The organism is Halomicronema sp. CCY15110 (genome assembly GCF_016888165.1).
Taxonomy (GTDB): Bacteria; Cyanobacteriota; Cyanobacteriia; order Phormidesmidales; family Phormidesmidaceae; genus Halomicronema.
The window spans coordinates 17,020-33,894 of the sequence record NZ_JACSWC010000176.1 but is presented as its reverse complement, the minus strand read 5'-3'; the positions used below and the strand labels follow the sequence as shown (position 1 = coordinate 33,894).

Annotated in this window: 9 protein-coding genes and 2 tRNA genes; 4 read left to right on the top strand and 7 right to left on the bottom strand. The window is 57.2% G+C overall.

Annotated features, from left to right (window positions below):
* The first annotated feature begins 351 nt into the window (after positions 1-351).
* The 3 genes from hpxO (at position 352) to uraD (ending at position 2,569) form a co-directional block, all read left to right on the top strand.
* Complete coding sequence (gene hpxO / locus JUK32_RS05035) at positions 352-1,515, top strand: FAD-dependent urate hydroxylase HpxO (RefSeq protein ID WP_204137755.1); 1,164 nt, start codon at positions 352-354, stop codon at positions 1,513-1,515.
* 185 nt (positions 1,516-1,700) lie between these two features.
* Positions 1,701-2,063 carry a hydroxyisourate hydrolase gene (uraH, locus tag JUK32_RS05030; RefSeq protein WP_239112344.1) on the top strand — a complete coding sequence of 121 codons (363 nt, stop codon included), beginning with the start codon at positions 1,701-1,703 and terminating at the stop codon, positions 2,061-2,063.
* A gap of 2 nt (positions 2,064-2,065) precedes the next feature.
* The gene (gene uraD, locus JUK32_RS05025) at positions 2,066-2,569 is read left to right on the top strand and encodes a 2-oxo-4-hydroxy-4-carboxy-5-ureidoimidazoline decarboxylase (protein ID WP_239112343.1); all 504 of its coding nucleotides are present in this window, start codon (positions 2,066-2,068) and stop codon (positions 2,567-2,569) included.
* Between the two features lie 136 nt (positions 2,570-2,705).
* Here uraD and JUK32_RS28400 read toward each other — a convergent pair whose 3' ends face one another.
* The 6 genes from JUK32_RS28400 to JUK32_RS04995 form a co-directional block, all read right to left on the bottom strand.
* Positions 2,706-5,744: a hypothetical protein gene (locus JUK32_RS28400; protein ID WP_204137754.1), complete on the bottom strand. Its 3,039-nt coding sequence runs from the start codon at positions 5,742-5,744 to the stop codon at positions 2,706-2,708.
* Between the two features lie 55 nt (positions 5,745-5,799).
* Positions 5,800-7,839 carry an OmpA family protein gene (locus JUK32_RS05015; protein ID WP_204137753.1) on the bottom strand — a complete coding sequence of 680 codons (2,040 nt, stop codon included), beginning with the start codon at positions 7,837-7,839 and terminating at the stop codon, positions 5,800-5,802.
* Positions 7,839-11,618 (bottom strand): TonB-dependent receptor, encoded by a 3,780-nt coding sequence (locus tag JUK32_RS05010; protein WP_204137752.1) that lies wholly within the window; start codon positions 11,616-11,618, stop codon positions 7,839-7,841. Before JUK32_RS05010 ends, JUK32_RS05015 begins: the two co-directional genes overlap by 1 nt.
* Positions 11,618-12,622, bottom strand: coding sequence for a DUF11 domain-containing protein (locus tag JUK32_RS05005; protein ID WP_204137751.1), 1,005 nt, complete (start codon positions 12,620-12,622; stop codon positions 11,618-11,620). Before JUK32_RS05005 ends, JUK32_RS05010 begins: the two co-directional genes overlap by 1 nt.
* Before the next feature lie 766 nt (positions 12,623-13,388).
* Positions 13,389-13,460: transfer RNA gene (locus JUK32_RS05000), tRNA-Thr, on the bottom strand.
* Positions 13,461-13,469: 9 nt separating this feature from the next.
* Positions 13,470-13,551: transfer RNA gene (locus JUK32_RS04995), tRNA-Tyr, on the bottom strand.
* 436 nt (positions 13,552-13,987) lie between these two features.
* On the opposite strand from JUK32_RS04995, the gene JUK32_RS04990 reads away from it, so the two are divergent.
* Positions 13,988-14,179, top strand: coding sequence for a hypothetical protein (locus JUK32_RS04990; protein WP_204137750.1), 192 nt, complete (start codon positions 13,988-13,990; stop codon positions 14,177-14,179).
* A gap of 70 nt (positions 14,180-14,249) precedes the next feature.
* Here JUK32_RS04990 and JUK32_RS04985 read toward each other — a convergent pair whose 3' ends face one another.
* Positions 14,250-16,457 (bottom strand): phosphoketolase, encoded by a 2,208-nt coding sequence (locus JUK32_RS04985; RefSeq protein ID WP_204137749.1) that lies wholly within the window; start codon positions 16,455-16,457, stop codon positions 14,250-14,252.
* Positions 16,458-16,875: the final 418 nt, after the last annotated feature.

Here is a 16,875-nt window from a genome sequence, read left to right as displayed (position 1 = left end):
GCGCTCAACCTACCAGTATCGAGAGTTGAGCGGAGTCGAAACTCGGTTCATGGGGATCTTTTTTGCGCGCAAGTCCCGTAGCTGAGGATATCGGAGTTCGTGCTGCCGAAGCGGCCCGGCCTCACTGCATGGCATCTCAGGTCATCGCCTATTTGTCTGAACAGTTCGCAGCGAACGACTCACTGCCAGCGATTTGGCATGATGTCGTCAAGCAATGTCGATGATTGCCGCAGCAATATTTTGTCGGCTTCAAGTTTGAGGATACGTCTATTACACTGAATGACAAGAATGCGGGCTGGCGGCGTTTTGCTGCCCATTTTTGAGGCTCACTGATTTACTACCGTCGAAACTATGTACAACTTGAAAGCCATTGTGGTGGGTGCTGGTATTGGGGGACTCACGACCGCGATCGCCTTAAAACAAGCCGGATACACCGTCGAAATCTACGATCGAGTCAGCGCCCTGCGGCCCGCCGGAGCTGGCATTTCGCTCTGGTCTAACGGTGTCAAAGTGCTGAATCGACTGGGACTGGGCGAGCCACTGGCGGCGTTGGGCGGCACGATGAACCGCATGGAATATCGGAACCATCAAGACGAACCCCTCAGCCACATTGACCTGATGCCGCTGATTCATCAGGTGGGGCAACGTCCTTATCCCGTCTCGCGCACCGACCTGCAGGAAATGCTGCTCAACGCGGCAGGACGTGACCAGGTGCAGTTGCAAATGCGCTGCGTAGGTGTAGAAGAAACCGCCGACCAGGTCACCGCCATTTTTGAAAATGGTCATCGCGCCACGGGCGATATTTTAGTGGGGGCAGATGGCATTCACTCTCTGGTACGGGAGTATGTCTTGGGGGCATCGATCACCCCACGCTACGCCAACTATGTGAACTGGAACGGCATTGTTGATGCCCAACCCGGCCTTTGCGACGCCGATAATTGGGTGATTTATGTCGGTCAAGGGAAACGCGCTTCCATGATGCCCATTGGCGGCGATCGCTTTTACTACTTTTTTGGGGCCCCCATGGCCAAAGGCACCATCGTCGAGCCCGCCGATCGCCGGGATGAGTTAGCCGAAATCTTTGCTGATTGGCCCGCCCCCGTGCAAAAACTCATTCAGGCTTTGGATCCCCTTAGTACCAATCGCCTCGAAATTCACGACATCGATCCGCCCCCGCGGTTGGCGCGGGGGCGGGCGGTGCTCATTGGTGATGCGGCCCACGCGACGACCCCGACCTTGGGACAAGGGGGATGCCAAGCCGTGGAAGATGCCGAGGTGCTGACCCGCTACTTGGTCACCACCAATATCAGCGTGCCCGACGCCCTACAGCGCTATGAGCATGAGCGCAAAGACCGCACTGCCGCCTTAGTGCTCAAAGCCCGCCAGCGCACGGACACAATTTATGGCAAAGACCCGGCGCTGACCGAGGCCTGGTACGAAGAGCTGAAACAGGAGTCGCCCGAAGCCGTGACGGAGGCATTGGCCAAAGTCATCTTGGGTGGCCCCATGCGTTAGCCCAAGAGCCACTTGAGCATGACAATCGGCAGACCTTGGTCGGATGGTCATCGGGCCGCGGCTGGACTAAGCCTCGTGAACAGCTAGGGTCAAGCGGGCTTTACGCATGATATTGGTCTAACTTGAGGACGGCCAAGCGAGTCGCGAGTTTGGCTTTACCAGCAACAACGGGAGAGGAATGGTTCATGGTGGGAAAATTAACGACGCATGTGCTGGATACGGCGAATGGTTGTCCGGCCGCGGCGATGGGGGTCGGCCTACGAGTCATTGATCCCGCAACGCAGCAATCCGTTTTGCTTAAGCACACGTTTACCAATACCGACGGGCGCACGGATACGCCCATGCTGAGCCCCGCAGAGTTCAAGGTCGGTCAGTATGAGCTGGTGTTTGAAGTAGACGCGTACTTTCGACAGCGGGGTCTTGAGCTGCCGGAGCCCGCCTTTTTAGGAGAAGTGACCCTCCGGTTTGGCATTGCCGATGTGGAGTCGCATTACCATGTGCCGCTGTTAGTATCGCCCTGGTCTTACAGCACTTACCGAGGCAGCTAGCCATGACACCGATGACGTTGGCAGCGCTGAACCAGATGGATCAGGCCGATTTCACCCAAGCGTTGGGCGACATCTTTGAGCATACGCCCGCGATCGCTCAACAAACCTGGCCCCGCCGCCCCTTTGCGACCGTGGAGTCGTTGCATCAGGCCATGGTCGCGGTAATGCAAGCTTTACCAACGGCGGCTCAAGTGCGCTTAATTCAGGCGCATCCCGACCTGGGAGTTAAGGCCAAAATGACGGCTGCTTCTGTGCAAGAGCAAGCGGGCGCTGGCCTTGACCAACTCTCTCCCGAGGAATTTACCACCTTCTCAGAATTGAATCAGGCGTATCGCGATCGCTTCCAATTCCCCTTCATCGTCGCGGTGAAAGAACATACCAAGACATCGATTTTGGCCGCTTTTCGCCAGCGCTTAACTCACGATGCCGAGACTGAGCGCCAAACGGCCCTGGCCGAAATTGCCAAAATTGCCGGCTATCGCTTGGCGACTTTAGTGCTGGACTAAGCCAGTCTCGCTGGGGCAACCCTAACCATCGGTCATTAGTTCAAATCGGCCATTAACGTCAGAAAAGTTCTGTATCCCTTGGTTAGCCGAGGCGATCGCCCCGGCTAACCTCAGCCCGCCATCGACTTCCTAAACCTTAGGGAATCCGTACGCGGAATCGAATGGCCCCAAATTGGTTAGGGGGGACATTAAAGGGACCGCCGACCACGCCACCACCAGCACCGACGCCGAAGCCTCCCGTGGGGCCAGGCGGCCCAAAGGGGAAGGTACCAGGCACTGAAATACAGGACTGATCCAGTGGCGCACCGGGCGATCGCCCTTCGACCAAAGGCCCCGAGTTAAAGAAGAAAGGTGGGCTGGGAACTCGGACTGCCGAGAGCTCGAAGCCAGCGGCTGTGTTTAAGACGCTAGGCGGCTGCAGCTCATCACAAATCTCTAGCTGACTGATGGCGCTGCCGCTGTTGTTCCAGAAGAAGATGGTGTATTCCAATTCATCATTGGGTTCCAGTGAAAAACCTGCCGGGAGCTGAAACACCCCAGGCAAAGAATTGCCGCCGCCCAACACCGTATTCAACGCATTGTCTTCTAAGAAACCGTCCTGATCGTTGAACTGAGTGATACCAGGCACCGCGATCGGAGCCCCCCCTCGGAAAACATTAGTAATGCGCTTGACCAGATTAAGGCCTGGCCCCGAGTTGATCAGTAATGTCGTGGGGGTGTTGTTGTTATTGGGGTTGCCATCATTATCCGGATCGACATTGGTACCGTCTTGAGACACGTCGGTAACTGGAGGTAATGGGTTGCCTAGGGCATCAAGTGGAGTACCGCTCGCTTCAGCAACGTTTTGCGACTCTAAGATACCGTCACCTAAGCCCGTGGCAGAGGCGGTACCCGTCACCGGCCCCAAGTCTGCCTGCACCGTAATCACCACCTGCGCGGTCTGATCAGGGTCAAAGGTATTTGCAGCGGTACCGTCAAATAAAGTCGTGATCGAGGTACCGTTAAAAACCGGATTCAGGGTGGGTGGAACGGTAGGAGCCCCATCGGGGAAGCTGAGGGCGACATTAGTCACCGTAAAGCTATCAGCGCGGTTGAAGGCATTATCGATCAACGCCGCCTGGAGATTTTCGGTGAGTTGCACATTGGTCAACTGGATGGTGCCAGTATTTTCGACCCGGATGGTGTAGTCAAACTGGTAAGTGGTACCACCGATGAGGACAGGCGTGCCTACGGTTTTAGCCACGCCAATACTCGGAATACGAATCCGGTTTGGTTGGTTGTTGTTGGTGGGGTCGCCATCGTTATCCGGGTCAACGTCGCTGCCAGATTGCGAGGTGTCCGTTACCGTGCCCCCTCCCGGCGGGTTGCCCGTCGCCACAGCACTATTGTCAATGTCCACGGTATTGTCAGGGGCGAGATCGAGGCGCACAGTAATCGTAATTGTGGCTTCGTCGCCGGGGTTAAAGGTATTACCCGCACTAAATAAGTTAATGTTGCCGTTGCCATCATAGGCGGCATTAAAGGTCGGCGCGGTGCCGCCCCCGGCAAACGTGATCGGCCCAGTCAGGTTTACTGCCGTAATGCCCGTTGCGCCATCACTGGCAACGCCTCCAACTTGAGGATTATCGACAAAGACTTCTTGCAGGTCTTCTTGAATTTGCACGTTATTCAAGATGGTGGTGCCAGTATTCCTGACCACAAAGGTCAGATCGACATCAAATAAACCGCCACCGACCGGACGCAGAGCCGAATTCGTTTTTGCCAAACCCACGCTGGGAGAGGGAATTAGCGTCCGCTTTTCGACTGACTGCGGGACAGGAGCACGATTGGGGTTGCCTGGGGGAAACGCTTGCTCACGAATCCTTCGATCCATGAAAGAGGTGCCCGTGATGGTCGTGACATCGACTGACGGAGCCCCCGGTTGGGGCGTAACGCAGAGGAGAAATTGGGCCGAATTACCGGGTCCTGGTGCTGCCTGTAAGATTCCGGTATCAACTTGACCATCGCCATCGGTGTCAGGCAATGGATTGCCGTTGGTATCACGCAACTGAGCAATGACGTTAGCCGCAGTGCCGGTAGCGCTGAGGTTAACAATGTCAGTGGTAAAGAAATTATTGGTGACGGTGAACGGGTGACAGACTTCATTCCCAATGGTCGTTGTCAGCGTCGTGTCTTGGGTAATGGTGAAGTTACCGGCTCGCGTAGGCACGGTGTCAAGAATTGGAAGTCGAGTGTTCCCCGTATTCGCTTCGAAAATGGTTTGGTTGTTGCTCGTGTAGTTGTCGACAAAGATTCTCCAACGGCCTGCATCGACAGTTAGACTGCCGTTATTGATATCTAAAAAGTCTTCGCCAGTGTTCAACGTGCCGCCAGGGCCATTCCAAACGGCGTTTCCGCTTTCCGTACCAAGAATGCTCCCTGGAGCCGTGATGGCTGCGGGGTCTGAGGGATTGGCGTAAGTGACATCACCGCCACCGTCTAGGTCAAAATTTCGGAGTCGCAGCGAGTCAGTGCCCGGCCCTACCAGAAAGAATAGAGGCAGATCGGTGGTGCCACCACCATTAAACTGAAAGCTGCCTTGAAGGTTACCAATTAGTAGTTCGTTAACTGGGACGCTAATTTCAAACGAGTTATCGTCATCGTTGAGATTATCCGTTAAGGTGCCAAAAATTGGCTCGGCGCCAGTTTCACTGGTAATGATGTAAGTCCCGGGTTGAGAGATTGCCGGAAACGAAAAATCTTGCCCCGTAGACGCCGCGCCGCCATTAAACGTTTGAGTTTGAATGATGGCACCGCTGGGATCAATGAGTCTAAATCGAGTCGGGTCAGCCGGGCCGTTGACTTCATCAATCGCGCCACCACTGCCAGCGTTATTGACCGTGATGACAATGCTGCCACCGGCATCGACTAAGTCTTGCGCGGTGATATCGATGAAAAAGCGATGTAAGCGGTCGGTGCTGGCAGTGCCGCGACTGGTATACCAGTCACCAATGGTCGCCCCCCTGGCTGGGCCACTCGTCTGAAAGTCTAAGTTAGGCACGTTAGGCAGAGTGGTCTGAGCGATCGCACTCGGGGACACCATCAAGGTTGAGCAGGCCGTCAAACCACACAACCAGGCCAGACGAATCGACTTAAAGGTTGATGAACTGGGGCTGGACTTGCTTGCAGAGAACACGGCTTCTTACCTAAAAAAACTGGATGAACACAAGAAAGATGCGGTCGGGTAATGACTATTCGATTTGCAGGTCGGATTCGACCGCTTCAAAAATGATGTCGAGCCCCTGGGTGTCGGTAAAGATGAATTCCACCCGGCGATCGCGGGCATAGTCGAGGGTGGTATTGCCCTGGGTGCGGCGACGGGATTCGCCAAAGGGCACGATGCGCAGCCGTTCGGCGGCAATGCCCTGGCTGAGCAGATAGTCGCGGGCGGCGAGAGCGCGACGTTCACTCAGGGCTTGGTTGTAACCGACGCTGGCGCGGGGATCGGTATGGCCTTGCAGTTCCACCGTGAGCGAGGGATAGGTCTGCATCGCGTCGGCAATTTGATCCAGGATGAAGGAACTTTCGAGGCTGATGAAGGATTGATCGAGGGCAAAGTGGATGTTGCGCGGCACCCGCAGCACAATCGGCTCGGCGGGCCGGTCTGGGATAGCTGCCACCGGGGGATAACAGGTCGCCTCGAAGGGCACGGTAGTCGGAGGGCGAGCGGGTAGCGTGCCGTTGCTGGCGGGCAAGCCAATGACGGGGGCCGGTTCTGAGGTTCCAAACTCGGGGTCAGAGGCGATCGCGCTCACCCAAGCGCCCGCATCGGTATCCCAATCAAAGCTAAAGTTACCGTCGCCGTCGGCGGTGGTGGTCATGAGTGGCTCGGTGAGCGGACTATAGAACCCGGCATCTTGTTTGATTTGGTACAGATCGACCTCGCTGCCGGGATCCGCTTGCCCCACAATGGCGTAGTCGGGGCCAGTGCGAAAGGCGTAAACGTTGAATTCAGGCGCGTTAATCGCCCCGTTGCCCGTTTCGGCGCGGCGATGGTGATGGTTGCGGGGCGGGTTGGGGCCATCGCCCCGCTGGAAATGGAGAATATCGCTGCTGCCCTGGGCCAGCAGGTCAATGCTGAGGCCATCGAGCTGAGCAAATTGATTTTCGCGGATCAGGTTGCGATCGCTCAGCGGATAGGCGGAAACCGCCACCCCAGGCCCAGGCTGGTAGCCAATTTCGTTGCCCACAATGGTGTGACCGTGACCCATCACGTACACTGCCGCCCGACGAAAACGGCGACCATTAAACCGAATGGCGTTGGACTCAATTTGCACTGCGCCCTCAGGCTTGAACAGATAAATACCGCTGCCGTCGTTGGCGCAGATGAGGTTATTGGTGACAGCCGCGCCAATGAGCGACCCCTCTAGGCGCACCCCGTCGGGCATTCCCGCAAGGCCGTTGCCGATGATGGCGTTACCATCCAGCTCTAGCCCGTCGGCCCGAAAGCCCGTGATCACGCCACTGGCTTCGTGATGCTGAATCAGGTTATCGGCAATGCGCACGTCCGTGGCATTGTGAACCACGACGCCCGCCGCCGATCGCTGTTCCGGCATGGACTCATCCGGGGGAGTGCCGAGCCAGTTTTGCTCAATGGTGACGCCGGTAATCGTCGCCTCCGGATCGGCCAGTTCTAGCCCCTCAAACATGGGCGCATCGGGATCCAGGTCGGCGGGCAAGGCCCGGTTGATCACCAAAATATCCGCCGATGGGGTCGTCAGGGTAGCGATGCGGGGAGAGGCGGCAAAGCCGTACAAATTCAACCCGCGCACCGTCACATCAGAGCCCGTGATGGTCAGGCCCGTCAAAATCTCGGTGCCCGCCGCCGGGGTCAGGCTGACCACAGGCACCGGGACATTTGGCAGATAGGGTCGGGTCGCGCCATAGCCTGGTTGGGTGGTGCCGTCGAGCACGAGGCCCACAGCCTGCAAGGGGGGTAAAGCGGCGGTGAGGGCGATCGCCGTATCGTCACTGGGCAGGTCAAATCCAATGGTGCTGGTGACCGCTGGGGTGACCAACGCTTGCTCTGCCGGGGATAACGCCTCTAGGGCCAATGCCCCATTCACTAATAAAATCGCTTCCCGCAGGGTGAGGTCATCATCAGGCGTCACGACCCCATCGATCGCGCTATTGACGGTAATGTCATAACCGCTCGGCGCTTGCGCGATCGCTCCGGTCATGCCCAGGCTGAGTCCCGTTCCGAGGGCCAAAACTGTCCACAGCGTGTTCATCAGATACCTCTATCACTGGATGAGTCAGGGGGCACGGTGGCGATCGCCGACAAAGCAGCAGCGAAGTCACCAGCGGCATCGACCAGCGCCGTCACGACTTCAGCAGTCGCGGCTGGGTTGATGTAAGAAATGTCGTCCGGCGTCGCTGCCGGTTCTTCGACTTCCGGATCAGCCGGGGCGTTAGCAGTGTCCACCAGCGATTCTTCTTGCTGCGGCGGCACCACGTCAGGCTGCACGCCAAACCCATTCAAGAGCTCGTTGACCTTGAGCTGCACGCCCAAGTAGGGGCCACTGGCGGATCGATAGCCGCCGCCAAAGCCGTCGTTATCGACGCTGCCAAAGCTATAGCCCACACCGATGCGCAAATCGGGCGTTAAGTAGTAGCCCAGTTCTAGCGAAGTGCCCACTTCGTTGAAGCTGGCCTCCGGCTGGGTAATGTAACGCACCTCGCCCAACACATCCCAGCGATAGGCAAACTGGTAAGCCGTGCGAAACTGCATCAGGTGAATGGAGTTCGAGAAGGTGAAATCGTCCGCCAACGTCGCATCACTCAGGCGGAAGGCGTATTTACCGTAAAACTCCCACTGCCAGCTGGGAGCATAGATCGCTTCTAGCGCCAGGGTATGGTCAGAAGAGCCAATGCCGCTGTCGATCAGCAACGAATCGGGCGTCGTGGCCGGATTGCGCCGATATTCGTAGCTCATCAGGGCATTCCACTGATCGCTGATGGGATTGCGGTACGCCATCCCCAGTTTTAGATCGGTAGAATTGCCCAGTTCTCCAGTGATGCCCTGGTTGGCAAAGTTCGCCGTTTGAAACCGGAACAGCGTGGTCAATTCATCCGTGACCTTGCCAGCAGCGGCGGCGGTGAACACCGTGTTGTTGCCCCCCGCAGAATCGCGATGCTCGACCCGAGCGCTGGCCTGAAAGTCGGGATTATTGGTATATTCCAAGCCGACGGAGTAAGAGGTACCGCCCAGAATGCCGAGGGCCGTACCGCCGAGGCCCACTGCGTAGGGCTGCTCAAATTGCTGCCCTGCTCCGGTGTTGTTAAAGGCATCGTCGATCACATGTTCAATGCCGACGGTGGCCCGCAAGCCTGGGGCTAAGATGATGCGGTGATTGAGCCCCAAAGCCGCCTGACCAATGAGTCCGCCGTAGCCGCCAATGATCGAATACCGACTGCGCAGGGAGGTGTTGTCGCCCAAATCATAGTCAGCGATGGTATCCAGACTGGTGATGTTGCGCGGCTCCACGCCGCTGCCGCTAATGAACTGCTGCGACAGGCGCATGGTGACGCCGGGTTGCACCGCCCAATCCAACGCCAGGGTAGTGCGATCCGGGTAGGCGATGTCGTCGTCGCTGCCGACATTGATTTCGCTCTGGGCGCGAAACTGGAGATCCCCCGTGATGGGGATGGCCACCTGGGGCACAAACTGCTGCGAATTGGCGCTGGTGTTGGTGAGGCGATCGGTGCGATCGCGGTTCACATAATCCAGTCCCACATCGACGGAGCCAAGCGTCTGCCGCACCCCAGCCCGATAGGTGGTCAGGGTATTGTCCACGCGATCGCCCGGTTGGGCAAACTGCCCCGGCCGGAACAGCTCAAACTCGTCGGTGAGCACCTCCGGTGCTTCGCCTCGGTTAATTTCCTGATCAAACTGGACGTTGACCTGAGTGGTCGGCCCGACCGCGGCATTGACCCCCGCCCCCCAACGAGTCTGCCCTGGCCGGAAGCTCGTCGTCGCGGTGTTGGAAAAGCCTTCATCCGCACTGCGAAGATAAGCTAACCCCTGCACAGTGGGGGTAAAGAGCGGCCCCTGGGCTTCGAGGCGATAGGCGTTACCGTCCGCTGATTCGCCAAAGCGATCGAAGTAGGAATGGGCATATTCTCCAGTGAAAGAGCCCGTTTCGCCCAAGGGCACCTGCACATCCGCCCCGTATAGCGAGAAGTCCTGATCGCCCTGGTCTTCGGATAGCAGGGTAATGCCGGCCCAGCCGCCAGCGTTGGGCTGCCCAGCCTTGAAATTGTATTGGAAGCGCCCGGCGTAGAGGTTGCCTTCATCCGCTGAGTCCACTTCATAGGTGACCACGATGCGATTGACCAGGGTTCTCCCCTGGGAGTCAAAGCGGGTGCGATAGATCGGCTGGCGGAATAAGAGGGTGCCGCGATCGTAGTCAATCTCGTAATCGCTGACCCGGTTGAGCGCCTGCCGCTCGATGACCGTGCCGGGACGGTTGAGTTCTTCCGTTTCCAGGAAGACGTTTTCACTGCCCGCTAAGATGACGCGGCGGGACAAAAAGTAGAAACCGCTGGTGCCATCGGGGGCGATGGTATCCCGTTGAAACGGCCGCAGATTGTTGGCATACATCGCCGTAATCTGCAAATTACCCAGAGTGTAGTTGCCCTTAAAGCCGTGCAGCTGGCGCGTGATCGAGGTGAACTCTTGGGACGAACGGGCAAATTCGGTCGTGTGGTAATCGCCCCACATGAAGTAATCGGCTTCGCCCCCGGCTACCTCGGCATCGCGCTGAAAACGCACGAAAAAGCTATCAATCGAAGGGGTGAGGTAATCGACCTGGGAACTGTCGCCGTAAACCGCGTAAGAGTTATCGCAAAACTGATCGTTACGGAATAGACGGTTGCCGTCGCAGGTTTCATTCAGTGCCCGCCGGGTGTTCAGCGCTCCGGTGAACTGCCAATCCCCCAGGCTACCCGTGGCGAATAAGGCCGCCCCCAGGTCAAACTCGGTGTCGCCAATGTCGTCGGGGTTCAGAAAATCGGCATAGCTGCCCCAGAAATTCGTGCCGCCCGGACCCAGCCGCACATCCACCACACCCGACACCAGCGTGGGTCGCAGATTCGTAGCGAACTCTACTTGAGCAAAGGTTTCTAGCGGTTCCAACCGATCCAGCGTGACGTCGTCGTCCGGGTCGAGTCCCTGCACTTCATAGGCTGAGGCCGCTGCCCGAATACGCACCTGCTGAGCGTCGAGGGTAGACCGCAGAATGGCCCCAAACTGGCCGCGACGGGCCAAGACTTGAAAACCCGCCATATCGGGATCATAATCGGCCCCTTGGAACTCACCGGCTCCAGTGGTCAGCGTCACCACCACATCCCGAGAAATAAGGTTGCCGTCGGGGTCGGTAATCCGGCCCTCAAACTCAATGGTGGAACGGCGGTTGGCGGGCACTACCGGATCCGTGACGGGCACCAAGCTGAGGTTGAACTTAGGGAGCGTTGCTGCCGCTTCAGCCTCAGCTGCCCGAGCATCCGCAGGAATTTCCGGCAGCGGCTGGGGATTGGACTGCGCTGTCAGATCAGCCAGATCAGCGGCGGTAGGAAGGTCTGAGAGCTTGGTGGTCGCGATGCCGAGTTGCCCAGCGGCGGGAGCACTCGACCGAGGGGCTGATGCGGTGTTTTCGTTCACGCGCTCAGCGGAGGTACGGGCGGCATCGCCAGCCGTCGCCGGAGCGATCGCACCCTGGCCCCGAGTTGGTGACGCGAGATTACCCACACCGACCGCATCAAGATTCGACAAGGCGTCAGCCTCGGTGGAGGCGTTGGCAATTTTAGCCGACTCCGGCGATATCGCAGCGTCACGGCTTAAAGCGGCCAGATTAACCACTGGCGTTGAGGCCGCTCTTTCCGGTTGCGCCCCTGATGATGAGGCATTGTCGCCTTCATCGGTGGTGGTCTGGGCGATCGCCACACCCATCACATCGGCGGCCAAAGCGCTGACCATGAGCCAGCCAAGCATTGCAAGTAAGGTTTTCATCACCCCTGCTCCTCCCCAAATGCGGGTGTGACACCAAAGTTCATCCGAGCCAGGCCACCGGGTTCTAACTGCACCAGCCGCGACTGACTATTATCCGCCAGTCGGAACAGGTTCGGTGCCAGGGTATAGCCCGGCAGACTCGTGAGATCCAGCGTGCCAACTCGATTGCCGGCCAACACATTGGCGACCGAGAACAGCCCGTCGGGGTCGGTCAAAATTCGGTTGCCGTCGTCCATAAAGACCACGGCATTTGGCACACCGGGCTCACCCGCTTGCTGCTCACCGTCAAAGTTTTTATCGACAAAAACGCGGCCGACAAGCGTGCCACAGTCAGCCAGAATGCCGGGACGAATCGCGAGTTCATTGCTAGCAGATGCACTACTGGTAGGGGTGATCGCCTGGGCCACGTTGCGCCCCGAGCCGCGAATGGCATCGGGAGTCACCAAAGCCGCGTAGACCACCGACAGCTCCTGACCACCCGCTAACGAAGCCCCCCCAAAGTCGAGGGTAAAGCTGCGATCGCGGGTCGTAATACTGGTAAATTGCAGCGGCGAAGTGCGCACTGACTCTTCAATGAACTGTAAGCCGAGAGGAAGTTCATCCGTAATCGTTAGGGCACCACTGGGTGTCGTCGCTGGGTTGCGTACCAGGAGTCGATAAACCACAACATCGCCGGGCTCAGCCGCCCCCCGATCCGCCGTTTTGATAATCGTTAGGGAGGCCGTTCCCGTCGCCTGAAGAGAGGTCGGATTTGAGACCGTTCTCTGGGGCGTGTTGCTGGCATCGACATAACTACCGCCAGCTTGGTTGGTAACGTTGGTTGACTGAGCCGCCACCGGTGTCAAACCGAAATTGGGCACGACCCCAGACCAACTCAGCAGCTGCACCACCAAAAAGGCGATCGCTGCCTGCAACCAAAACCGACGCTTAAAAGAACGGGCCAAATATCCGACAAGTCGGTATGCAGAACCCGGAATGGAAAAGATCCAATCAAGTCGCAACATTCTATTCAGGAGACAAAGTTCACATCCTCAAACCGCGAGCCCGCAAGGGACTACGCTGACCCCGTAGGATCATAAAAAGCCCGAAATACACCACACTTGTAAAGCCAAGATGACAACTGCATACAAAAAGCATTTGTACTAAGCGGCAGTCACTCACCGACTTTGCTTTACGGGAGTTAAGCGTACAGCAAAGATGTCCGTAAATATACCCTGATCGATCTAAAGAATTGATAACAAGAGCGTAAATATCCGGTTTCGAGGGTGTTAAACCTGTATTACGAAGGTTATCTGACTTATTTGCAACGCCTCCCCGCTAAGTGCTCAAGTAGCGACACCCCTGCGAAGCTGAGCGATCGCCACTATGCAACTTTTTCCTTGCACAATGACAGCCAAAATCAGCGCTCAGTCATCAACTTTCCTGAGCAATTAGGGGCTTGCTTGAAAACAAAAAACATCTGTGGATCGAGTTTCGCCGCCGCTTAACGATCAAAACTGGCACGTTAAAGAAAGGCAAAATCAGGCTGTTCGGGAACAGGCTTTCGGCGCAGAGCCTTTCCTTCGACGCCATATTTTGAATTGCCAAGCCACCAAGCTCTGGTTCGAATCTTCGTTGACCTGGGCACAACTCGCCACATCAGTAATTGCCGCAGGCAAAGAATCGGAGCCTCAGTTGCTCTCAACCTTCGACGCCATATTTTGAATTGGGGCAATACTTCATTCAGCTCTATCAATCTTATGAAGCGGAGAACTGCTGATTCCTTCCAGAAGCCCATGACGAGAATTGAACTCGTGACCTCACCCTTACCAAGGGTGTGCTCTACCGCTGAGCTACATGGGCAGGCGTGGATGGGCCGAGCTGGATTCGAACCAGCGTAGGCATAGCCAGCGGATTTACAGTCCGCCCCCATTAACCACTCGGGCACCGACCCGCCATCCACAGTCATTAATCCTAACATAACAATGTCCTCAGACTGCGGAAAATCACCACAAAAATCTGAGTCATGCCGATCGCAACTTACCACCACTAGGATCTGCCAGAATAGTTAGAAGGTTACTGGGCGTTGCTGAATGCGTAGATGATTTGGCGAAATTTTGGATGCGCTTTCAAAGGTCTGAGCCGCTTAATTAGCCATTGAATCAGCAACGTTCGAGAATCGTCAGCGCACAATCAAGGTATCGAGTTCCCCGACTGAGCCATGCGGCCTCTCGTTAGCCTCCCTCACAGCATTCTGGTCAGCTGACGTGCCTACCGTTATATCTCTTCCGCGCAGACGCCGACTTCGTCCAACCGCTGCTCACCCCTGACCATCCGACCCGCCTCAAGGCCACTTGCTGCCCTTTCTGGACGATCCCGAAGTGGACGCCATGAACAATCTCGCCGAGCAGCAACTGCGCCCCGCCATCATCAATCGCAAACTTTACTGCGGCAACCCGCCCCCCGCCGGTGCTAACCCCCGGAGTGCGTTGGTCTCCTTAGCCGCGACCTGCCACCATCGCTTAGGCGACTCATTCATCGAACAAGTCGCCGAGCTGGTGTTGAAAAATCGGGCGGCTTGAGCAGACGCTACCCCGTACGCCGTTCGCCCCCACAGAATCCCTGGTTAAGCAGGAGGGGCGTAACAGTTACTTACCCCAGCAATGCCTTCGCGCGACTGACAAAGTTTTCGGCGGTAATGCCGTTCAGCGCCATCACTTGAGCGGCACTACTCGCAGTTTCACCCCGCTTCCAGGCAAAGGTATCGCGAGGGGTGTTGCTACGCAGCATGATCGGCTCCAACATGGCCGAAGACCCACCGGTAACGCCAATCAGGGCATCGCCCTCAAACAGTTCGGCAAATTCGGCATCACCGAGGAAGTCGCCATCAGGTTCTGAGGCGCTCTCCCACGCCACATCGCTGGGCCGATAGAGTCGTCGGGGGCTGACAACCGAAACCACCCGCACTCCTATGCCAGCAGCCGTGAGCTGTTCCGCCGCTTCGAACACGGGAATCAGCGTCATGTCGCCGATCACGGCAAAGACCACGGTTTTGCTGCCAGGGGTCGCGCTGAGGGCGATCGCCCCTTTCTGCAACGCCGTACGAGTTTGCGCCAAGGTCGTGCGTACGGGCAGGGGGGATTTGCTGGCAGTAATGGTGACCCCTTTGTTAAAGGTGCCTAGCGCCCACTCGTAGCAGGCTTGGATACTGTTGGCATCCATGGGGAAGAGGGGGAAGATATTGCCGTTGCGCATCATGCCCGCAAAATAGTTTTCAATTTCGGGGCGTTGGTGGGTCCAGCCGTTGCGCCCCTGTTCCAGCGCACCAGCGGTAAACAGGGTGACGGTTGAGGGGGTCAAACGACGCAATTCCGCCATGGCCTGGGTGACAGTTTGCCAAATAGGCAGGCCGTTGATGGCGAATGATTCGTAAGAGCACCAGAGCGATCGCGCCCCAAACAAAGCCTGGGCGGCGGCTAATCCAGCGCAAGCATCTTCACTCAGCGGTTCGTAAACCTGTCCTTGGGGCTGCTGAAAATACACCTCATCCGTGGTGGGGTGAATGATTTTGAGCGCCTGGTTAATATTGTTGATTCCAGACGCCGCGTTGCCGTCGGCATTGGTCACAATGAACTGCGGATCTTGCTGGCCCACATGACCGACCAGCGCCCCCATGGCCGTCGTCGCAACTTGCTTATCGCCGCCGACGGCAAATTCTTGCAGCGGCAGCTCCCCCAAGTCCGGCAGCGCCAACACCGATTCGGTGACAGCGGTAGCGGAGTTAGGCCCGCCCATTGATCGCATCAGGTTAGTGCGCACCAAATCCCAGGCGGCGGGCGTCAGCGCCCGTGCCTTGAGGGCGTCCACAATGTAGTCTTTGTCGAGGCTATCGCCCGGATACAGGTTATGGGATTGCGCCCCCCGCTTATGCACCCCGGCCCCCTTGAGCTGCTTGATAATCAGGACGGTCAGCGTCCCACCCAGAGCTGACTGGGCCGCTTTGTCAGTCGCTTCGAGCACCGCCTGGGTAAAGACCAAGCGCTGCTTTTGCGAAAATGCGGTGCTGTCCACATAAGCACCGGGCTGGTTGGCGTCGTCAAAGTCTTTGGCATCCACCAAAATGACTTCTTTGAAACCATTGGCTCGCCAGTAGGCGGTCATCGTTTCATTGGACTGGGTGGACACCATGCTGTGGTGCTCCTGGGAATAGCCATTCCACACCAACACCGGTAAGAAGTTCGTGATTTGGGGATAGGCGGTGTGGAAGTGGCCAAAGCTGCTCATGATGTAGGGTTCGCCCAAGCCGCCATCACCGATGGTTACCGGAAAGAGCACGTCAGGATGCAGCTTCGCCCCCGCCATCGCGAAGTGTTGGCCTTGCCCCAAAGGGCCAGCGGGGCTCAACAAACCGGGCATTTGGCCGGAGAGGTGGCCCAGCAAGCCGTGGGTCTCGCGAAAGCGATCGCACATTTGCTGTACCGTCTCGATGCCCATGGCTTCGAGGGAGCGATCGAGAAACACGGTGCTGTAGAAGCCGGGAGCGTGGTGACCGACCTCCGTCACGATGTTTTTGTGGCCCAGCATCGCCAGCGCCGCAATGCCATCGGCAATGCTGGCAAAGCCACCGGGGTGCCCCGATTGTTTGCTCGCTGTCACCTGCAACGTGAGATACCGCAGGGCATCTGCGGCCAACATGGTTTGGTACACCGCAGCGGCGTCAGTGGGGGAGGCGATCGCCGCCTGTCCTTCACCAATGGCGGGCGTTTTGCCGTAGGTGTCAAAATCCGGTAGAGTTTCGGCAAAATGCTGAATACCATCGCAAAATGCGGGAACCGTTGGCTTAGAAGTGACTGCGGTCATGTCCAGATACCTATGTTGTGCGTCAACAGAGCAGCGTGCAAAATCAAGATCCATCCTACCGACATTGCGCCACGCGATTGGCGGTTCGCCTGCGAAGGAATACCCGTTACTCAAATTTTACTGGCTATTGGCGTTTTTATAAATGCAAAATGCCCTCTGGATTGATTTAACTCAATCCAGAGGGCAGCCAATTCACGGTTTGAGACTACCGCTTAGCAACGAGCATCAAATACAGCAAGCCGCCATTAGGTTAGACCACGCTCAATGACCGAACTGCCCGAGGCAAAAGCGTTCTGTACACCGTGCACCTTAGACCTTTCAACCTTCTGCCATAACATCCAAATTATTTAGAGCAGGCATCGCACCAGTTGTGAACGATGGCCGCGATCGCGCCTACCTATCAACAGTTCTGCAAGCG